Genomic DNA, 20,767 nt, shown 5'->3' on the forward strand with positions numbered 1-20,767 from the left:
TGATTATATTACATATCGATCCCCCCCTCTTGTCATTGAGAGCGTTAGCGTGGCAATCTCGTCGCCAGTGCTTATTCGATTTACACAGCTACGAGATTGCTTCGTACCTCGCAATGACAAAATAGGAAAACACTATTTTCCATTTGCTAATTCTCCCTCAAACCAATTATATTAGCAATTCATAAATTCTTATCACCTTGTTAGTTAAAACCTTTGGCAGCGCTGTTTACGGTATCGATGCTACAACCATTACCATAGAAGTTAATATTAGCGGCGGCAAACCTTTATATTTTATAGTTGGCCTGCCCGATAATGCCGTGCGCGAATCAATGCAAAGGGTTGAGAGCGCCTTAAGCACATCCGGCTTTAGGATGCCGCGGCAAAAAATTGTGGTTAATATGGCCCCGGCTGATATCCGCAAAGAAGGTTCGGCTTATGATTTAACTATCGCTACCGCCATACTTGCGGCATCGGGCCAGGTGGTTACTGAAGAACTGGATAAGTATATCATCATGGGGGAACTATCTCTTGATGGTAGCCTGCAACCGATTAAAGGTGCTTTGCCTATTGCGATACAAGCACGTAAAGAAGGGTTTAAAGGTTTCATCCTTCCCAAACAAAACGCCCGCGAAGCTGCCATTGTAAACGACCTGGAAGTTTATGGGGTTGATAATATTAAAGAGCTTGTAGGTTTCTTCGATGGCGACCTGAAGCTGGAACCCGAAATTGTAAATACCCGAGATGAGTTTTACAACAGCCTCTGCAACTACGACAGCGATTTTAGTGAGGTAAAAGGCCAGGAAAATATTAAACGCGCCTTGGAAATTGCCGCAGCTGGTGGGCACAATGTGATACTGATAGGCCCGCCGGGCGCGGGTAAAACCATGCTGGCGCGGAGGTTGCCTTCTATCCTGCCGCCATTGAGTTTGATGGAAGCACTGGAAACCACCAAGATCCATTCAGTTGCCGGGAAGCTTTCGGCAGCAGATGCCTTGGTTACGGTTAGGCCATTCCGTTCGCCGCATCATACTATTTCGGACGTAGCCTTAGTTGGCGGTGGTGGCAACCCGCAACCGGGCGAAATTTCGCTGGCCCATAATGGCGTTTTGTTTCTGGACGAGTTGCCCGAATTTAAGCGCAGCGTACTGGAAGTAATGCGCCAACCATTGGAAGAACGCCGGGTTACCATCTCGCGCGCCAAGTTTACTGTTGACTATCCATCGAGCTTTATGCTGGTGGCCAGTATGAACCCATGCCCGTGCGGTTATTATAATCACCCCGAGAAAGAATGTGTTTGTCCGCCGGGTGTGGTGCAGAAATATTTGAGTAAAATCTCCGGCCCGTTATTAGATCGTATCGACCTGCATGTAGAAGTTACCCCGGTAAATTTTAATGAACTATCATCCGAACGCAAGGCGGAAGAAAGCGAATTGATCCGCGAGCGGGTAATTAAAGCAAGAGAAGTCCAGATAGAACGTTTTGTGGATAGGCCAGACCTGCATGCCAATGCACAAATGAGCCCGCAAATGGTACGCGAATTGTGTAAGATCAGTACCGCCGGGCAGAACCTACTTAAGAAAGCGATGGAAAAACTGGGCCTCTCTGCCCGTGCCTACGACCGCATCCTGAAAGTAGCCCGCACCATTGCCGACCTTGCTGCAAGCGAAGATATTCAAATAGAACATTTGGCCGAGGCAATACAATTCAGGAGTTTAGATAGAGAGGGATGGGCCGGGTAGAAGAGAGACAAGAGGCGAGAAACAAGAGACAAGATCATATCTTGGCTGTCACACTGAGGCACTCGAAGTGTGGTGCGGATGGTAGCAAGCGGCTATATAGAGCGCGAAGGCTCTTCACTGTGTTCAGAATGACAAAAAAATTTAGTTACTTCATTCCATAAATACCCCTAAAATAATGGCACAATCGCTTTACAAAACAGTATCAGAAACAAGCCCGGTTAACAAGCGTATCTACATTTCCTGTATGGTTGTTATGGGTGCTGGCATTATTTCTCTTGCATCGTATGGCACTTATTACGCTCATGGAATTGTAAACAACATTCAGTTTCTGTTACTTTATGCCTCTGCGGGCTTATTGCTGGCACTGCTTCTTATTTTAATAATAAGATCTAAGCAGCCTGATGTGTTTACCATTCCCTCCCTTAAAAATGGAGTTTGTGGTTACTTAATAATTGGGCTTGGCTTACTTGTACCTTCGGTTGCTTGTTATGTCAATTATAAATATGCTGACCCGGCAGTTATCTATCACATCTTTAAGGTTGAGAATAAAAATATCAGTACCTCAAAAGGCAGGTCATACTATCATGTATTTCTTCATTACGATCAGATAGATAAGCATATTAACATTAACAAGTGGGTTTACCAAACATTAAAACTTGGCGACAACGTGAAAGGCGGCGTAAGGCATGGCGCATTGGGCTATGATTTTGTAACCTTTTATGATCTGGAGTTGCAATAACCTTCAATCCCTAAACCTGGGTGAAGCGGATACCGGCCATGTGGCTAATGCCTGTGCAGTATGAGCGGAACACGGGGCTGCTGTAACCGATGAGTACTGGCATTGCTTTACAAACAATATTACTCAATAAATTTTGCTCGTATCCTGCTATATTTCAGCATCTTCTTTGTAGGACGAAGATTGCTTCGTTCCTCGCAATGACGTTCCGGGGCTTATAATTCTCAAAACACCCTGTCATCCAACTGTAAAATACTTAGAACGTTTCTAAATAGCCAATTCCGCTATAATAAGTGTAAAGCGTTTATATCTTTCCCGGCATAAATAAATAATTTTGCCCCAATAAATCTGTTAATAATGAGCGAAACTAAACAAACCTTTAACTCGTCACTGGGAAAAAAGCTGATTATGGCTTTAACGGGCTTGTTTTTGTGTACATTTTTAATTGTACACCTTGGCGGTAACCTGTTACTTTTTTGTAATGATGGCGGTTACAGCTTTAACATGTATGCCAATTTCCTGACACACTTTCCACCGATTGAGGTTGTCGCTTACATTTTGTATGCCAGTATACTGGTACACGCTTTGTATGCAATTATCTTAACCACCAAAAACCGCAAGGCCAGGCCAATTGGTTATGCAGTAGCAACCAAAGCGCCTGCAACATGGTCGTCAAAAAACATGGGCCTTCTGGGTTCAATCCTGTTTTTGTTCATCGTAATCCACATGGGCGATTTCTGGTACAAGTACAAGTTTACCAACACGGTAGCTTTTAAAGAGTACCGCACCAACCTGGCTACAGGCGAAAGAACCGAAGCAGCCTACACACCAGAGAAAGCTGATTTTGAGCACTCACAATCATTTGATGGCAATACCGAAGTTATCCGTGTTAAAGATTTACATGCACGTGTGCAGGCAAGCTTTAGCTTATGGTGGTATGTAGCTATCTATGTAATTGCAATGGGGTCATTAACCTTTCACCTGGTACATGGTTTCCAAAGCGCGTTCAGAACTATGGGCTGGGTACACCGCAAATACACTCCAATTGTTGAGTTTATCGGCACCTGGTTTTTCGGGGCTATTATCCCGCTTGGTTTTGCCGCAATGCCGGTTTATTATTTTTTCATGAAGTAGAATTAGTTGAAAAGGTTCTTAAGCAAATGGTTCTTAAGCAGAACTACTCACTTAATCAACACAATCAACCACTCACTAAAATAAATTAGAAAAGAAATGGGTTTAGATGCAAAAGTTCCTCAGGGTCCATTGGCCGAAAAATGGAGCAAGCATAAGTTTAACTTAAAGCTGGTTAACCCGGCCAACAAGCGTAAATACGATGTAATTATTGTAGGTACAGGTTTGGCAGGCGCATCGGCAGCAGCTTCACTGGCCGAATTAGGTTATAATGTAAAAGCATTCTGCTTTCAGGATAGTCCACGCCGTGCGCACTCTATTGCTGCGCAAGGTGGTATAAATGCTGCTAAAAACTATCGTAACGATGGTGACAGTGTTTACCGTTTATTTTACGACACCATTAAAGGTGGCGATTACCGCGCACGCGAAGCTAACGTACACCGTTTGGCTGAAGTATCGGTAAATATTATCGACCAGTGCGTTGCACAAGGTGTCCCTTTTGCCCGCGAATACGGAGGTTTATTAGATAACCGTTCATTCGGTGGTGCACAGGTATCACGTACTTTCTACGCACGTGGCCAAACAGGACAGCAATTATTATTAGGTGCATACTCTGCCCTAAACCGCCAGATCCACGAGGGTAAAGTAAAAATGTATACCCGTACCGAAATGCTTGATGTTGTTGTTGTTGACGGCAAAGCACAAGGTATCATCACCCGTAACTTAAAAACAGGCGAAATTGATACGCACACCGGCCACGCTGTATTGTTATGTACAGGTGGTTATGGTAACGTATTCTATTTATCTACCAATGCAATCGGTTCAAACGTTACTGCAGCATGGCGTGCACACAAACGCGGTGCTTACTTTGCTAACCCTTGCTATACACAAATTCACCCAACTTGTATCCCGGTAACGGGTACACACCAGAGTAAGTTAACCCTAATGTCGGAGTCGTTACGTAACGATGGCCGTGTTTGGGCGCCTAAAACTGTTGAGATAGCAGAAAAACTGCAAAAAGGACAGATTAAGGCAAGCGACGTTAAAGATGACGATCGCGATTACTTCCTGGAAAGAAAATACCCAGCTTTCGGTAACCTAGTTCCGCGCGACGTGGCTTCACGTAACGCCAAAGAAATGAGCGACGAAGGCCGTGGTGTTGGTACAACAGGTTTAGCGGTATATCTTGATTTTGCTGACGCGATTAAACGTTTAGGCGAAGAAACCGTTAGGGCTAAATATGGTAACCTGTTTGATATGTACATCCAGATTACTGACGAGAACCCTTACCAGCAACCAATGCGCATTTACCCTGCGGTACACTATACAATGGGTGGCCTTTGGGTTGATTATAACTTGCAAACTACCGTACCTGGTTTATATTGCCTGGGTGAGGCTAACTTCTCTGACCACGGCGCTAACCGCCTTGGTGCTTCGGCCTTGATGCAAGGTTTGTCTGACGGTTACTTTGTTATCCCTTACACTTTGGGTGATTACCTGGCTACCATTGGCCCGAAACCGATTGATGCTAACCACCCTGCTTTTGCTCAAACAAAAGCTGATGTTGTTGCTCATGTAAACAAACTTCTTGCATTAAAAGGTACCAAAACCGTGGTTGAGTATCACCGCGAACTGGGCTTAATTATGTGGGAATATTGTGGTATGGCCCGTACAGCCGAAGGCTTAACCAAAGCTAAAGGCCTGATTGCTGCGCTGAAAGCTGATTTCTGGAAAAACGCCATTGTTACCGGCGAAAATGACGAGATCAACGCAGCTCTGGAGCGCGCCGGCCGTGTTGCCGACTTTATCGAACTGGGTGAACTGATGGTTGATGATGCTTTAATGCGCAGAGAATCATGCGGTGGCCACTTCCGTTTAGAATCACAAACACCAGAAGGTGAAGCTTTACGCGATGATGAAAACTTCGCATTTGTTGCTGCCTGGAAATTTATGGGCGAAAACCAACCAGAAGAACTTAACAAAGAAGAGCTGGTATTTGAAAACGTACATTTAGCACAAAGGAACTATAAATAAGGGGGTTGATTAGTTTAAGGTTGATTAGGTGAGTAGTTCTGCTTTCATAACATAATCAACTTAATCCAACTCAATCAACTTAATTAACAATATTCTAATCTTACAAAAAGATGGATAACGCAAATATGAATCTGACGCTTAAAGTATGGCGTCAAAAAGATGCAAAAACCGCTGGTAAGTTTGAAACTTACAAAGCTGAAAATATTTCGCCAGACATGTCATTCCTTGAAATGCTTGATGTGGTTAACGAAAGCCTTACACATGCCAAACAGGAGCCGATCCATTTTGATCACGACTGCCGTGAAGGTATTTGCGGTATGTGTTCATTGTATATCAATGGCCACCCGCATGGCCCTAAACGAGCCATTACCACTTGTCAGCTGCACATGCGCAGTTTCCACGATGGTGAAACTATTACCATTGAGCCCTGGCGCGCTGCGCCATTCCCTGTAATTAAGGATCTGGCTGTTGATCGTTCTGCTTTCGACCGTATCCAGCAGGCTGGTGGTTATATCTCTATCAACACCGGTGGTGTGCCAGATGCTAACGCCATCCCAATCCCAAAAACCATTGCAGATGAGGCTTTCAACTCTGCTACCTGTATCGGTTGCGGTGCCTGCGTAGCAGCTTGTAAAAACGCTTCTGCCATGTTATTCGTATCAGCTAAGGTATCTCAGCTGGGTATGTTGCCACAAGGCCAGCCAGAGCGTTACCGCCGTGTGCAAACCATGGTAGCACAGATGGACGAAGAAGGCTTTGGTAACTGTACTAACACCGGTGCCTGCGAAGCAGAATGCCCTAAAGAGATTTCGCTTACCAACATCTCGTTCATGAACAACGATTTCTTAAGCGCTAAACTATTCCGCCAGGAAGAAGTGCATGAAGTTAAACATGAAGGTGCATAAGCAATAGCTTTATGATATTGAAAAGGCGGTTCTTTATTTAAGAACCGCCTTTTTTGTTTGCCTTTCCGCACGTCATGCCGAATTTATTTCGGCACCCCACACGCTAAGTATCAAGTTCGCCGAGCACGCTTTATTAAAGTCTACTACCTGTCCTGTGGGGTGCCGAAACAAGTTCGGCATGACGGGTGGATAATTACAATGCGAAGATTGGAACAAAAAAAGCCCTCAAACTTTCGTTTGAGGGCTTACACATATATTAATTTATTAAACCCTATTTACATTTTAATCTGACCGCCCGGCTGGCCACCTTTGCCAGCGCCCGGACCGGCTCCACCGCCATTTTGAGGCACATCATCAGGGTTAGTATCCTGTTGATCTGGCTGTTGATCCTGTTTCTTTTGCTGACGCTGACGGCCTGCCGGTGTGTTAGCCCCAAAACGGTAAGCCAGTGTAAACAACACTATACGAGTAGCAAAGCGGCGCTCTGAGTACTGGTTTAAAGCACCATTATCGCTCACCACTACCGAAGTAAACTTCCGGGTATTGAAGATGTCGCGAGCATTGGCGCTAAAGTTTAAGGTTTTAGTAATATCATACTTTAAGCCGCCATCCATACCGTACATGGCTTTCATGTTACCCTGTGCAATTACTTGCGGTCCCTGGTAATCGCCGCGTAACTGGATTCCGAATTTTTTGAACGGCTTAATGTTACCGGTTAAGTTGGCATTCCATGCATAACCAGAGGTTGATTGAACACCCAGTTCTGGGTCGCCCTGTATGTTGCGGTAGTAAACGTTTACGTTACCGGTTAAATCAACCATGCTGCCTACGTTTACTTTGGCAATTAACTCGTAACCTGCGTTAGATGCGCTTTTCAGATTTTCAAACTTGGTTAAGGTTACCGTGCTGCTATTATCATACAGCGTACGGATCTGCTGAATATTATCATTGGTTAAGCGGTAGTATAGCGATGAGGTCAGCGTCAGGCTTTTCCAATAGTTAATATAGCTTAATTCAATTGAGTGCGTATCCTCCGGTTTCAAATCCGGGTTACCTTGCTGGTAGTTCTGGCGGTTACTTCTATCCAAAAACGGAGAGATCTGCCTATCACGCGGGCGGCTTACACGGCGGCTATAGCTTAACTGCAAAGTTTGGTTTTCTGTGATCTTATCTGTTAAGAACAAACTTGGGTAAACCCTAAAGTAATCTTGCTTATGCTGCTCGGTAACACCAGCCGAATAGGTAGTAGTGTTGATACGGGCATCTTCCAAACGTAAACCACCTTGAATACCAAACTTGCCAAATTGCTGCTGATAATTAGTATATACCGAGTGGATCTGCTCATTATAGATAAAATGGTTACTCAATGTATCAGCAAATACATATTGGTTACTTAAGTTATTAAGCGTATCAACCAAATAGTTATTATCGTTTTTGTTGAAGGTACTGCGGTAACCCATCTCTAAACGATTATTGTGGTTTAGCGGCAATACATAATCGGCCTGGATGTTCCAGTTGTGCTGGCGGCCAATGGTTAAGTTGTTTTGCAATAATGATGAGATAGAATCGATGCCGTTTTGGATGGTATTGTAACCTGTATTTAAATTATCAGTACTGTTATTTTTACTGGTTGAGTAGCCAATGTTAGCCGTAAACTCCTGTTGTGGCTTTTTGTATTTATGATCAAAATCCAGGTTAAAATCCAGGTTATTACCATTACCAGAACTTACGTTGTTTTGGGTTTGCTGTTGGTTTATGCCACCACCCATAATGCTTGTTGTACCGGTTTGGTAACGGTTATTATCCCGGATGTTGATGTTGTTCGAGAAGCTCAACGTGGTTTTACGATCCAGGTTAAAATCGATACCACTACGAATGTTGTTAGAAGTGATTTTAAATTCCTGATCGTTGATCGCATTTTGCTGAATGGTGCGGCGTAAGCTATCTAAGGTTGTAGTATTGGTTACACCGTTACCAATACGGGTACCTTTACGGTAGCTATAGTTGGTATAAATATTAATCAGCTTATTTTGATAGGTTAAGTTTACCGAACCATTATAAGTATGCTGCGTACCTGCAGTAGCCGTAACCGAACCGTTGAAACCTACCTGCGCATTTCTTTTCAGCACGATATTAATAATACCAGATTGCCCCTCTGCATCGTATTTAGATGATGGGTTGGTTATCACCTCGATGTTCTCGATTGAACTTGCCGGGATTGATTGCAAGATGTCGCTTAGGTTGGCACCTGTTAAGGCCGATGGTTTACCGTTGATTAACACGCGCACACTGCTCGATCCACGCAGGTTAATGTTACCGTCAACATCCACCTGTACAGATGGTACGTTGCTCAATAAGTCGGTAGCAGAACCGCCCTGACTTACTAAGCTTTGGTCAACACTAAAAACTTTTTTATCGGTGCTTAACTGGATCTGGCTGCGTTGTGCGGTTACAGTCACTTCTTTTAATACCCCCTTTGACCCATGCATTTTAATATTGCCCAGGTTTACGGCGTTGCCCTTAATATTTAAACTATCTTTTGTAAAAGAAATATATCCAACAAATGTAGCGCGGAATAAGTAATAGCCATCTGGTATCCCGCTTAGTTTGAAGTTACCTTGTAAATCAGTCTGCATGCTTTTAACAGGCTGATTATCTGACTTGCGCACAACAGCTACAGTGGCAAAGTCGAGTATTTTGCCGGTAGAAGCATCAACCAGCTTTCCGGAAATAGAACCACCGGTTGTTTGCGCCCGGGTATTAAAAGCAACAAACAGTAAGCCGGTTATAAAAAGTAATTTTAATAGTACACGTGAATTCATGCTGCAAAAATCAACGTTTTTAACATCGATAAGCCATAAAGCGTGTAACTTTGTTGATATTTCAGGGTTAATTTCAGGTAAAATTTCTATTACCTAAATGCGTAGTTATATCCTTTTAATAAGAATATATAATAACCTCATAAGTAAATTTTGACAATAATACCCTGAAAAATATGCCGAATTAATTGCTCATAAAAGCGAGGGAGCCACCCCAAAGGCCTTCTTAAAAGCAAATGAAAAATGCGACAGGTTTTCGAACCCAACATCCAGATAAACCGCCGAAGGTTTGGCGCCTTTTTCTTTAATCAGATAATAGGCTTCAGATAATCTTTTCTGCTGAAGCCATTGCCCCGGCGAGGTACTGAAGATTTTCCCGAAATCGCGTTTAAAGCTTGCCAGGCTGCGCCCGGTTAATTTGGCGAAATTATCAACCGGCACATTATACATGTAATGCTTGTTCATAAAGGCCTCAAGGTCTATTTTGTAGGGCTCGGCAAAGTCAAACAGTAGATCTTTGAGCGATGGGTCAATTTTTAATACCAGCTCTAAAGCTTCTTTTGTTTTCAGTTCGATCAATGCATTATTAAGCCTGTCGGGTTGGTTAAAATAAGGCAGCAGTGATTCAAAATATCCTTTAATAAAGGGGTCATCGGGCAACATCCTATACTTATCGCCGGTATAAGGCCCTACTGCTTTTATATTATTCTCCAGGCTATACCTGCGCAGAATGTCCTGATTAAAAAATATGTTGATCGACTTAAAATCGCCGCCGCCTACCGGCGGGATCTTAATTGTCTTTAATAATTGATTTCGCCTAACCAGGCCTACTATACCTTCGTTAACAATAGCCTCACCCTCGGTTGTTGCGCAGAGTACAGAGCCGGATATAATGTAACCCAGCGAATGCTCGTGCACAAACTGTTCGTTACTCCGCTTGGTTTCGTCAACGCATGAGTATAGCAGGTTATTCAACAGTATATGATCCTTATCCTGTACCATAACCAAATTTACTTTAACTGGCTCATAAATAACTTATCCATCATGCGGTCTGACAGTATTTTCCGCAGAAACAATAAAGGCCCAGCCATAAAACCACCCGAATATCTTGTTTTAGGGTTTTGGGATTCAATGGCCTTTTTCACCAATTTGGTAATTACATCAGGTTCAGCAACACTATGGCCTCGCTCTTTAGACATGGCGGCAAACTTTTTAGCCATCTTTTCATACTCGCCGTTGCCCGAAATTTTTACCAGGTTATCCATCGCAATATCAGCCCACTCAGATTTTACACCACCGGGTTCAATCACCACTACATCGATACCGAAAGGCTTAACTTCATTACGCAGGGCATCACTCAGGCCTTCTAACGCAAATTTACTGGCATGATACCAACCACCTAAGGGCATAGCAAGTTTACCACCTATGGATGAGATATTAATAATGCGCCCGAAATGCTGTTTACGCATTTGCGGTATTACCAATTGCGAAAGGCGCGCCGCACCAAATACGTTAACATCCAACTGGTACTTAGCATCTTCAATCGGTACATCTTCAATAGCGCCGTAAGAACCGAAGCCAGCGTTGTTAATCAGCACATCTAAACGGCCTTCTAATTTTATTATAGCATCTACCCCGTTAACCATCGAGGTTTCATCGGTTACATCCATACTTATAATTTTTACGCCAAGCGCTTTAATGTCATCCATCTTGTCTAACCGGCGGGCAGCACCGTAAACAGTGTGGCCATCTTTTAATAGTTCGCGTGCAAAATCTTTACCCATACCAGCTGAGGCACCGGTTATCAATATTACTTTTTTCATTAGTTCTGATCTTTAATTTGTTAAACCAAAGGTCGGCGATAAATAGACGAACAGGTTTGCTGTGGAGCTCAATTTTACTTTGGTGTATGGTTCACAAAAAAGGCCGGTGTTAATTGAATAACACCGGCCTTTTTCTTTTTGTCATTTCGAACGAGGTACGAGGAGAAATCTTGTATCTCTTGATTAACGAGACGCAGACGATTTCTCCCTACGGTCGAAATGACAAGATGGAGAATGTTTAAATACTATGCTTTCTTAGCAACATCAACCAATTCTTTTACATCTGGTGCTTTCTCGTAAGCCTTAACCAGTTTGCCATGTTTATCATAAATGGCAATATATGGTGTGGTTTTTATTTCGAAGTATTTTTGCATTTCGTAAGTATAACCCTCGGTACCAACAGTAATGTTAGGATAAGCTGATAAACCGAAATCGCGGTAAAATTCTTTAATCATTTTGTATTGCACAAAGCTGATCATTACAATCTGTATGCCGGATAACTCTTTCAATTTTGGTTTCAGCTCATACATCAGGTGCTGACAATGGCTGCAATCGGGCGAAAAATAAATGATCATTACCGACTTATCTTTTTTCAGTTTAGTGGTGGTCACATTAACACTGTCGGTATTTAAAATATGGTACATCGGCAGGTTCTGGATGCGCTGTGGTTGGGTTTGGGTGAACGTTGATTGGTTCTGTGCCCATGTACAGCCTGTAATAGCTACGATAGCTAACAGGGAAAGAAAGAATTGCTTCATTATAGTCAGGGGATTATAGTTGGTTGTCGATTTTAATTTTTTGGTCATGATTTATCAGGCTTCCAGCATTTCTATTTGCCATGCAATTTGCTCTTCGCTTACAGGGAATAACGCATTATCCCTTACAGTATGATATACAGCTTCAAATATATCATTATAATTTGCCCGCGCTGAAGGGATCATAAAGGTTTCTTTCTCGTTATCTGCTCCCATAATTACCAGTTTACCTTCGCTGCCAGGCGCTTCAATGCCGTAGGCTGGGTCTGTTGGTAGCATCTCCGCGATTAACTGGGCTTCCTGCACATCAGTTCGGCCTTTAATATAGCTGCCGATTGTACCATGTACTACAGACGATTCCAAACGCTCGGCCACCAGTAAACTTCCGGTTAAAAACACATTCAAGCCGTTAGGATAGCTCAGCCTGAAATGAAAGTAATCGGGCACCTGCGAATTAGGGCGATGGGTTGAGGTTACTTTATCATAACTCAGCGGTTTGCCAAACAATACAAAAGCCTGATCGAGCATGTGCGGACCAAGATCATACATTAAGCCATTGGCCGGGAAACCACTGCTTTCCTTAAATGCTTTGGGGCCGATGCTGAGGCGATAACGATCATAGCGGAAATGTACCTCTACCAGTTCGCCCAATCTGCCGCTTTCTATCACTTCTTTTACCGATTGAAACTCGCTATCGTAACGGCGGTTTTGGTAGATCATTAGTTTCTTGCCCGTTTCGCGGCTGATATCAAACAGGCGCTTTACTTCTTCTAAGGTTGCAGCGGCAGGTTTTTCCAGCAAAACGTGCTTGCCTGCTTCCATCGCTTCTTTAGCCAGTTGGTAGTGGGTATAACTTGGTGTGTTAATAACAACGAGTTCTATTTCTTTGTCGTTCAGCAATTCGAAGGTATGATCGTAGCTGATGAGATCGGGATAGCGTTCGGCCGCCTTTTTCTCGTGGCGTTCTACAATAGCCTTAAATTTAAAATGCGGATTAGTGCTCAGAAACGGTGCATGGAACAATTTGCCCGACATGCCATAAGCCAATAATCCTGTAACTATGGGGTTTTCCATTTTAATTAGATAATTTGTCAATTCGGTAATTTGTCAATGCCATTCGCTATTAGACAATGATTTTGCGAATAGAACAAATTAACGAGAATATTTTTAAGTCAATTAAGTAATTCGAAAATTAGCAATCTCAAACTTTACATCATTGACAAATCGACAAATTAACTAATTGACAAATTCGTACGACAGTACGCTAAAAGTTTTTATTTTTGGGCTCAAATAAACAAAAGATATGGAATTTCCAGCCGAACTAAAATACACCAAAGACCACGAATGGATCCGTGTTGAAGGTAACACCGCATACATTGGCATTACCGAATTTGCACAGCGCGAATTAGGCGACATCGTTTACATCGACGTACCATCTGTAGGTAAAGAAATTGAAGAAAATGATGTTTTTGGTACCGTTGAAGCAGTGAAAACTGTATCAGACCTGTTTATACCGGTAACAGCAACCATCGAAGAAACCAATCCTTTACTGGAGAGCCAGCCAGAACTGGTAAATACTGACCCTTACGGTGATGGTTGGATGGTAAAAGTTACGCTTAAAAATGCAGATGATGTTAACGCACTGCTTTCTGCTGAAGACTATCAATCGATCATAGGCGCTTAATGCTGCAATTTTTCAAGTATCAGCGATTCACAATCCTGTGGTCGCTTTTTATATTGATTATGTGCAGCATTTCCATGGGCAAGGTCGGGGAATCACATTTGTTTTTCCCCGGCTTTGACAAAATGGTGCACTGTGGTTTCTTCTTTATGTTTGTACTGCTGGCCAGCAATGGTTTAATCAGGCAAAATAAAGGTATCTCCATTCCCGTTATCTTCCTCATTGCTTTCTTAGGCGTATTTTTCGGTGCACTGATCGAAATACTCCAACTCTATGTTTTTACCTGGCGCGATGGTAACTGGGGCGATCTTTTTGCCGATACCGTTGGCGTGGGTATGGCTACATTTAGTATCTTAGTGCTAAAATCTGCTTTCAGCTATGCCAAGGCTTAAAATACTTCTGCTTCTACTGGTCGTTATTTCAATGACTGCCCCTTCATGCGGCTTATTTCATAAAAGCTGTAATTGCCCTCATTTTAGCAATACTGTTAAAAAATCATCTTCACGTGCAACGTTAGCCGCTTAATAGCGTCTGTTGGTTAGTTTTATTAAACTAAGAATTTAGTTAAAAAATGTTAAATTATTTTTTCAACTAAATTCTTAGTTTAAATTTGACTTAACCTTTAACAACGCATAATGAAAGCAAAACTTTACCTCATCCCTATTTTCTGCCTTCTATCAGCATCAATTGTATTTGCACAAAAACCGGGTGGTAGTGTACACGCCACAATAATAGATCAAAAGAAACAAGCTATAGAATATGCTACCGCTACGGTGGTAAATGCAGCCGATTCGTCAGCAGTAAAGAGCATCGCATCCGGCAAAGAAGGTAATATCGATATCCATGGGTTGAAAACCGGGAACTATAAACTTGTGGTTTCACAGCTTGGCTTTAAAAAGCTGGTACACCCTTTTAGCATAAGCAATCAAAACCCATCAGTTCAGCTGGGCATTCTAATTATGGTACCCGATGTAAAAACTCTGGATGAAGTTGCCGTAAAAGGTGTTAAAGCAACTGCTGCCATTAAAGGCGACACCACCGAATTTAATGCCGCTGCATTTAAAACCCAACCAAATGATAATGTAGAACAGCTGATAAAAAAGATACCAGGGGTTGATGTAGATAAGGATGGTAAAGTAACCGCACAAGGCCAGCAGGTAACCAAAGTTTTGGTTGATGGTAAAGAATTTTTCGGCAACGACCCCAAAGCCGCCACTAAGAACCTGCCTGCAGACGCGATTGATAAAGTGCAGTTCATTAATGATAAAACCGAGAAAGCCAAAAATACAGGTATTGATGATGGCCAGCGCGATAAGGTAATGAACCTTACTTTAAAGGACGATAAAAAGAGCGGCTGGTTTGGTAATGCCACTGCTGCCGGCGGCACAGATGATCGTTATCTCGGTCAGTTTAACATTAATCATTTTGATAAAAAGCGCCAGTTCTCGGCCTTGTTCCTTAGTAATAATGTGAATGAATCGGGATTTACGATGGAAGATTTAAACGCCTTTACCAACGGCAATATATTCGATGCGTTTGGTAATAATGGTTCTATCAACATAAATATCAACAGCAATGGCAGGGCTAACATCAATGGTGCTTTTGCAGGTATAAACGGTGGCTTAATTACTAACCATACCGGCGGTTTAAACTACTCGGATATGTGGGGTAAAAAGAACCAGCTAAAGTTTAACGCCAACTTTATTACGGTACTATCATCCAACAATTTAACCGAGACAGATAATATACAAGATCCTGTTCAAAACCTACTCACTAATAAAAACATCATCGGCAACAATACTTATAACAGCTATCGCCTTAACATGAAACTGGAGTATAAGCCGGATACCTTAAATACATTGACGCTTAAACCCAACCTGTCAAGCAGTTATACACACAATAATGACGTAACCGGTATTACCAGCAGCGATTTAAACAACGCTTTGCTTAACCAGGCTAATCAGTCGTTAGATCAGGTTATCCATACCCCTGTTGTCGGTGCTCAATTTACCGCTAACCATAAGTTTCAGCATGGCAAAGGTTCTGTCAATTTGTTTACTACAGATAGTTATTCGCCTTATAAGAACAACTCCACCAACATCTTCAACTTACACTACCCTACCAACAGCACCCTGCCCGATAGTACAGCTAACCTGCAAACCGGGCAAACTGATCATGGGACTATCAGCAATACTACCCTATCGTTCATCAGGCAATTGAGTAAAGTGCACAAGCTTAATTTAACGGTTAGTCAGGGTCTGCAATATCGTAATGATAATGCCAACCAAACCACAGTGGATTATAATCAGGTAACCGGTCGATATGAGATACTGGCTCCAAACCTTAGCGGTGTATATGATAATACCAATTATCGTTACTCATCAACCGTGGGGTTAAATAAGAACAGCCCCAAATCAAACCTGACTATAAATGCAGAGCTGGCCGACTTGGGCCTGAAAGGTGATTTTACCGGTGCACAAGCCAGCAATGTAGATCGCCAGGGTTGGGCTTTGGTGCCCAATGCCAGTTTTTCATACAGACCTAAACCAGGCACTAATGTTTATATGAGTTTACGAAGCGATGTAACCATGCCTTCGGTTACCGACTTGTTGCCTATTATTAATACCACCAGCACTACGTATAAAAAGATAGGCAATCCCGATCTGCGGATGTCGCGCTCGTTAAGCTTTAATGGTAACATGAATAGTTATGATCCTAAAACCAATAACTATTTTAACATATACGCCAATTTTGTAGAAACCTGGAAAGGGTTTTCGACCGAGAGTTATTATGACAACACAGGCATTACCACATCGCGCCCGGTGAATACTGATGGCAACTTTACTTCTAACTTCGGTATCAATTCGGGCATGCCAAGTAAAATAAAAGGGTTGCGTTTTAATTTGGGCTTCAACGGCAATATTAACCGTAATGTAAACTACATCAACAATAATAAAAATGCGGTATTGCGCGTGGCTCCTGGCTTAAGTTTGGGTGGTAATTATGATGTTGATAAATTTCAGTTCGAATTGCATACTTATACCAGCTATAATAACGCTACAAACTCTTTCCAGCACGAGGCCGATAACCATTATTACAACTTTAATAATAGCGCTACAATTGGCGTTAAACCCGCCAAATCGTGGCGCATATATAGCGAGTTAAATCAAAGCCTGTATCGCGGGATGCCAAGCAGTGCAAACACTTCGGTTTATTTGCTCAACGCAGGTATCGAGCGCTATTTCATGAAATCGCAAAACTTAACGGTTGCCTTAACCGGTTTCGATCTGCTCAATCAAAACTCTGGCATACAGCGCACGCTTTCAACCACAGGGCAAATTACCAGCACCCAAACCAATACCATCGGGCAGTATTTTTTCCTGAAAATTATCTATAAGATTAGCAAAATGGGTTCGGGCTCAGACAAGCCCGGTAATAGCGGAATTGTGATCATGAGGTAATCTTTTCAGATACCCGACAAATGGAACTTTGCTATTTGGATTTAATTTAAATAAGATATACATTTGTCGGGTTATCAAAAGAAATAGATGAAGCTTTCGCAACTTAAAGTAGGTAGTAAAGGAATAGTAAAGGAGTTTACAGATCTTGAAATGTCAATTAAGTTGATGGAAATGGGCTGCCTGCCCGGCGAAGAAATTAAGGTAGAACGCATTGCCCCAATGGGCGATCCAATTGCCATTAACGTTGCCGGTTACCAGTTGAGTTTACGCATGCGCGAAGCTTCAACCATCATATTACTGTAGTTGGGCGTTGAAAGCAGATATCAGAGTTGCACTTGTAGGGAATCCCAATACCGGTAAATCAACACTTTTTAATGCGCTGACCGGTTTAAACCAAAAGATCGGCAATTTTCCGGGGGTTACTGTCGATAAAAAAACAGGCTATTGTTCGCTGCCTGATGGCCGGCAAGCCGAAATTGTAGACTTACCCGGCACCTACAGCCTCTACCCCAAAAGCCGCGACGAATCCATTGTATTTTCTGTACTCGCTGATCGAAAAAGCACCCACACGCCCGATCTGGTTGTTGTGATCCTTGATGCATCAAACCTTAAACGCAACCTATTACTTTACACCCAGGTTGCCGATTTAAAGATCCCTGTAATTGTAGCCCTCAACATGATGGACCTTGCCAAAAGCGGCGGGATTACCATTGATGTTAATGCATTTGCCAAAAAGCTGGGTGTACATGTAGTACCTATTGCAGCCCGAAAGCTCGAAGGGATTGATAAGCTAAAAGAAGCTATCTCTTATGCCAGCAAACTGGCTTTGCAGGAAAACACGATTGATGTAAGCACCATTGCCCCGCAACTGATTGCGCAGATAGGCGAAGAAATGCAGATCGAGAATCCGTACTTCGCTTTGCAACTGGCACATCAGCACGAGCACTTAACTTTCCTTTCCGGAACCGAGAGCGACCGTATTGAAGAGCTGGAGCACATCCACTTCTTCCACTCGCAAAAAGCGCAGGCTACAGAAACCATAGCCCGTTATAATTATATTAACGATCTGCTTTATGATACCGTGCACAAAGCAGAAAGTGCCGACAGCGAAACGGTAAGCAACCGTATTGATAAAGTTTTAACCCATAAGGTATTCGGTTTTATCATTTTCTTCGCTATCCTGATGTTCATGTTCCAGGCCATATTTGCCTGGTCAGCATACCCGATGGGTTTGATTGAAGACCTGTTTGTATGGGTTGAGGGATTGGTTCACGACCATCTACCGGCCGGTCCGCTTACTAATTTACTATCAGACGGTGTACTGTCCGGGTTAAGCGGTGTAATGGTATTTATCCCGCAAATTGCTATCCTGTTTGCCTTTATCTCCATACTGGAAGATACCGGCTACATGGCCCGTGTTACCTTTATGATGGATAAGCTGATGCGCAAAGTTGGCTTAAACGGCAAATCAGTAGTTCCGTTGATCGGCGGCTTCGCCTGTGCGGTGCCATCTATCATGAGTACCCGTACCATCGAGAATTGGAAAGACAGGATGATCACCATTATGGTTACGCCACTGGTTACCTGTTCGGCACGGTTACCTATCTATACTTTAATGATAGCCCTGGTAGTGCCCAATAAAAATGTATGGTGGATCTTTAACTGGCAGGGGTTGGCTTTAACTGCCATGTACGTGCTCAGTTTAGTATCGGCTGTGGTTGTAGCTTTTGTAATGAAACTGATATTGAAAGGTCGAGAACGTGGCTACTTTATTATGGAACTCCCGGTTTACCGCATGCCCCGCTGGAACAACGTGTTGTTGACGATGTACGACCGTTCTAAGGCCTTCGTAGTGCAGGCCGGTAAGGTTATCATTGCCGTATCGGTAATACTTTGGGTACTGGCGTCTTACGGCCCGGGCAATCGCTTTGAAAGAATTGATCAAAAATATAGTAAACCTGAATACACCAAAACCGTTCCGGCTGCGGATTTGAAACACATTATAGCTTCCGAAAAACTGGAAAACTCTTATGCCGGTGTTCTGGGCCATGCGATGGAACCGGCTATCCGTCCGCTGGGTTTCGACTGGAAGATTGGTATTGCACTAATCACCTCTTTCGCTGCTCGCGAAGTATTTGTAGGCACCATGGCCACCATTTACAGTGTGGATGGCGATGCTGATAATATACAATCTGTTCAACAGAAAATGGGTAGCGCTAAAAACCCGCAGACCGGGCAGCCTGTATTTACCGTTGCTGTGGCATTTTCTTTAATGATGTTTTACGCCTTTGCTATGCAATGCGCCAGTACCGTAGCTACGGTGTACCGCGAAACTAAAGATTGGCGCTGGCCGGCAGCACAGTTTGCTTATATGACTGTGCTGGCTTATGTGATAAGTTTTATAACCTACCAGTTGCTGAAGTAGTATTTTTTTTATTGAGAGTTTTCAAGTAAATTAAATACTGTAGATTGATCCACATCACTGTTGTTTTTATCTATACTATTCAAATCAAATTTCACCATATCCAGAATAAAATCTGCAACTTCATCCTTTGGATGATTTCCCTGCGGAGTATTAAGCTTTCGATTTATAGCACCTGTAAAAAGGTCTACGACTTGAATATAAAAGTTACTCTTCGAAGAAATTGCTTGGAAATCCTCAGCGTAAAGCCCCTTAATTTTTTGCTGTGATATTCGTTCTTTAATGTTTTCAATTTTTAATTGATCACTTCCAGCCTCTTCTTCGTCAATCCAAGCTGATAAAATTCTTGGCAAAGGGGCTCTACCTGTTTCATTTTCATGAAGAACTCCTTTTATAAGTAAATGAGATGTCAAATCTGTAATCGCAGCATTTTTGTTTGACAATCCTTTGTTATTTACCACTATTACCTTGAATCCCACTTCTGGATGTATGGATAAGAATTTTGTAAAAAATTCTTTATACTCAGACGCTTTATTTTTTGTGATTTCATTAAAATGAAATTCATAATTTATCTCTCTGTCTTCTTTCCATTTCAATAATTGACGCCGAGAATCAATTTTAAAGGATTTTAGAACCCACATAGAACCAACCGAAAGATAGTCTTGCGTTTTTCCAGTTTCATCAATATAAACTGTGTATGTTCCTAATCCAGATGGTTTGTCTGCGATAGCCGCCTGTCGGTTTTTTTCTTGTAATACCCCCCTAAACTTTCTAACTTTCTCGTCAGCTTGAAACAGCTTGTATTCGTTTTGTATTTTTGCCCTCATACGAGAAAGAGAACTTATTTTGGTAAGACCTTTTAACTGTTCCTTCGTAACTGATACTCCATTTAAAATTTCGGTCTCAAATAAATACCAATATGACCAAGCTAATTCTACATCAGAATTTCTTGCATCATTTGAATTATTCAAAACAAAAGCCACCCTGTCTTTAATATTCTCAATCTGTCCACTCAGCACACGATTTAATAAATCTTTTTTTTCTTCCTCGATCTTTTGCAGTTTCGCCAGTTGCTTTTCATTTAATTCTTCTGGTTCTGCATTTTCATTTAGATTGATCGAATCATCATTTAAGTTTGGAGTTTCCATTTTATTAGATTTAGGTTTTTGTTGATAGTCAACTATATAAATATATACATAAGATACTTCATCCAAATGCAATTACATAAAACTTTAATCCAGAGTAAATTAAATTAAGATTA

Annotated in this window: 16 protein-coding genes; 10 read left to right on the plus strand and 6 right to left on the minus strand. The window is 42.3% G+C overall.

Annotated elements, in window-relative coordinates; translation table 11 throughout:
- The first annotated feature begins 197 nt into the window (after positions 1 to 197).
- The 5 genes from PQO05_RS25625 (at position 198) to PQO05_RS25645 (ending at position 6,545) form a co-directional block, all read left to right on the plus strand.
- Positions 198 to 1,739, plus strand: a complete 1,542-nt coding sequence (locus PQO05_RS25625; protein WP_273630354.1) for a YifB family Mg chelatase-like AAA ATPase — start codon at positions 198 to 200, stop codon at positions 1,737 to 1,739.
- Positions 1,740 to 1,914: 175 nt separating this feature from the next.
- Positions 1,915 to 2,478: a hypothetical protein gene (locus tag PQO05_RS25630; RefSeq protein ID WP_273630355.1), complete on the plus strand. Its 564-nt coding sequence runs from the start codon at positions 1,915 to 1,917 to the stop codon at positions 2,476 to 2,478.
- Between the two features lie 354 nt (positions 2,479 to 2,832).
- Positions 2,833 to 3,609 (plus strand): succinate dehydrogenase cytochrome b subunit, encoded by a 777-nt coding sequence (locus PQO05_RS25635; protein WP_273630356.1) that lies wholly within the window; start codon positions 2,833 to 2,835, stop codon positions 3,607 to 3,609.
- A gap of 96 nt (positions 3,610 to 3,705) precedes the next feature.
- The gene (locus tag PQO05_RS25640) at positions 3,706 to 5,640 is read left to right on the plus strand and encodes a fumarate reductase/succinate dehydrogenase flavoprotein subunit (protein WP_273630357.1); all 1,935 of its coding nucleotides are present in this window, start codon (positions 3,706 to 3,708) and stop codon (positions 5,638 to 5,640) included.
- Between the two features lie 110 nt (positions 5,641 to 5,750).
- Complete coding sequence (locus PQO05_RS25645; protein ID WP_273630358.1) at positions 5,751 to 6,545, plus strand: succinate dehydrogenase/fumarate reductase iron-sulfur subunit; 795 nt, start codon at positions 5,751 to 5,753, stop codon at positions 6,543 to 6,545.
- 275 nt (positions 6,546 to 6,820) lie between these two features.
- On the opposite strand, the gene PQO05_RS25650 is transcribed toward PQO05_RS25645, so the two are convergent.
- The 5 genes from PQO05_RS25650 to PQO05_RS25670 all read right to left on the minus strand — a co-directional run bounded on the left by PQO05_RS25650 (position 6,821) and on the right by PQO05_RS25670 (position 13,016).
- Positions 6,821 to 9,367, minus strand: a complete 2,547-nt coding sequence (locus tag PQO05_RS25650) for a TonB-dependent receptor (RefSeq protein WP_273630359.1) — start codon at positions 9,365 to 9,367, stop codon at positions 6,821 to 6,823.
- A 189-nt stretch (positions 9,368 to 9,556) separates the two neighbouring features.
- Positions 9,557 to 10,366, minus strand: coding sequence for a helix-turn-helix domain-containing protein (locus tag PQO05_RS25655; protein ID WP_273630360.1), 810 nt, complete (start codon positions 10,364 to 10,366; stop codon positions 9,557 to 9,559).
- An 8-nt stretch (positions 10,367 to 10,374) separates the two neighbouring features.
- Positions 10,375 to 11,187: an oxidoreductase gene (locus PQO05_RS25660; protein WP_273630361.1), complete on the minus strand. Its 813-nt coding sequence runs from the start codon at positions 11,185 to 11,187 to the stop codon at positions 10,375 to 10,377.
- 245 nt (positions 11,188 to 11,432) lie between these two features.
- Positions 11,433 to 11,993, minus strand: coding sequence for a TlpA family protein disulfide reductase (locus PQO05_RS25665; protein ID WP_273630362.1), 561 nt, complete (start codon positions 11,991 to 11,993; stop codon positions 11,433 to 11,435).
- A gap of 6 nt (positions 11,994 to 11,999) precedes the next feature.
- Positions 12,000 to 13,016, minus strand: coding sequence for a Gfo/Idh/MocA family oxidoreductase (locus tag PQO05_RS25670; protein ID WP_273630363.1), 1,017 nt, complete (start codon positions 13,014 to 13,016; stop codon positions 12,000 to 12,002).
- Between the two features lie 229 nt (positions 13,017 to 13,245).
- Here PQO05_RS25670 and gcvH point away from each other — a divergent pair, with 229 nt between their 5' ends.
- From gcvH to feoB, 5 genes are all read left to right on the plus strand, one after another.
- A complete protein-coding gene (gene gcvH / locus PQO05_RS25675) occupies positions 13,246 to 13,626 on the plus strand; it encodes a glycine cleavage system protein GcvH (protein WP_273630364.1) in 381 nt (126 codons plus the stop codon).
- 74 nt (positions 13,627 to 13,700) lie between these two features.
- Positions 13,701 to 14,015 (plus strand): VanZ family protein, encoded by a 315-nt coding sequence (locus PQO05_RS25680; protein ID WP_273630365.1) that lies wholly within the window; start codon positions 13,701 to 13,703, stop codon positions 14,013 to 14,015.
- Positions 14,016 to 14,258: 243 nt separating this feature from the next.
- Positions 14,259 to 17,084 carry a TonB-dependent receptor gene (locus PQO05_RS25685; RefSeq protein WP_273630366.1) on the plus strand — a complete coding sequence of 942 codons (2,826 nt, stop codon included), beginning with the start codon at positions 14,259 to 14,261 and terminating at the stop codon, positions 17,082 to 17,084.
- Between the two features lie 87 nt (positions 17,085 to 17,171).
- Positions 17,172 to 17,387 carry a FeoA family protein gene (locus PQO05_RS25690; RefSeq protein ID WP_273630367.1) on the plus strand — a complete coding sequence of 72 codons (216 nt, stop codon included), beginning with the start codon at positions 17,172 to 17,174 and terminating at the stop codon, positions 17,385 to 17,387.
- Between the two features lie 7 nt (positions 17,388 to 17,394).
- Entirely contained in the window at positions 17,395 to 19,509 is a 2,115-nt protein-coding gene (gene feoB, locus PQO05_RS25695) for a ferrous iron transport protein B (protein WP_273630368.1), read from the plus strand.
- Positions 19,510 to 19,517: 8 nt separating this feature from the next.
- Here the strand turns inward: feoB and PQO05_RS25700 are convergent, their stop codons facing one another.
- Positions 19,518 to 20,654 carry a DUF3800 domain-containing protein gene (locus PQO05_RS25700; protein WP_273630369.1) on the minus strand — a complete coding sequence of 379 codons (1,137 nt, stop codon included), beginning with the start codon at positions 20,652 to 20,654 and terminating at the stop codon, positions 19,518 to 19,520.
- Between the last annotated feature and the right edge of the window lie 113 nt (positions 20,655 to 20,767).

The sequence above is a fragment of the Mucilaginibacter jinjuensis genome (assembly GCF_028596025.1).
GTDB lineage: Bacteria > Bacteroidota > Bacteroidia > Sphingobacteriales > Sphingobacteriaceae > Mucilaginibacter > Mucilaginibacter jinjuensis.

Bases quoted from the DNA above. Each gene is read 5' to 3' on its own strand.
- PQO05_RS25630 (WP_273630355.1), top strand. From the start codon at position 1,915: ATGGCACAATCGCTTTACAAAACAGTATCAGAAACAAGCCCGGTTAAC.
- PQO05_RS25635 (WP_273630356.1), top strand. From the start codon at position 2,833: ATGAGCGAAACTAAACAAACCTTTAACTCGTCACTGGGAAAAAAGCTG.
- PQO05_RS25640 (WP_273630357.1), top strand. From the start codon at position 3,706: ATGGGTTTAGATGCAAAAGTTCCTCAGGGTCCATTGGCCGAAAAATGG.
- PQO05_RS25645 (WP_273630358.1), top strand. From the start codon at position 5,751: ATGGATAACGCAAATATGAATCTGACGCTTAAAGTATGGCGTCAAAAA.
- PQO05_RS25650 (WP_273630359.1), bottom strand. From the start codon at position 9,367: ATGAATTCACGTGTACTATTAAAATTACTTTTTATAACCGGCTTACTG.
- PQO05_RS25655 (WP_273630360.1), bottom strand. From the start codon at position 10,366: ATGGTACAGGATAAGGATCATATACTGTTGAATAACCTGCTATACTCA.
- PQO05_RS25660 (WP_273630361.1), bottom strand. From the start codon at position 11,187: ATGAAAAAAGTAATATTGATAACCGGTGCCTCAGCTGGTATGGGTAAA.
- PQO05_RS25665 (WP_273630362.1), bottom strand. From the start codon at position 11,993: ATGACCAAAAAATTAAAATCGACAACCAACTATAATCCCCTGACTATA.
- PQO05_RS25670 (WP_273630363.1), bottom strand. From the start codon at position 13,016: ATGGAAAACCCCATAGTTACAGGATTATTGGCTTATGGCATGTCGGGC.
- gcvH (WP_273630364.1), top strand. From the start codon at position 13,246: ATGGAATTTCCAGCCGAACTAAAATACACCAAAGACCACGAATGGATC.
- PQO05_RS25680 (WP_273630365.1), top strand. From the start codon at position 13,701: ATGGGCAAGGTCGGGGAATCACATTTGTTTTTCCCCGGCTTTGACAAA.
- PQO05_RS25685 (WP_273630366.1), top strand. From the start codon at position 14,259: ATGAAAGCAAAACTTTACCTCATCCCTATTTTCTGCCTTCTATCAGCA.
- PQO05_RS25690 (WP_273630367.1), top strand. From the start codon at position 17,172: ATGAAGCTTTCGCAACTTAAAGTAGGTAGTAAAGGAATAGTAAAGGAG.
- PQO05_RS25700 (WP_273630369.1), bottom strand. From the start codon at position 20,654: ATGGAAACTCCAAACTTAAATGATGATTCGATCAATCTAAATGAAAAT.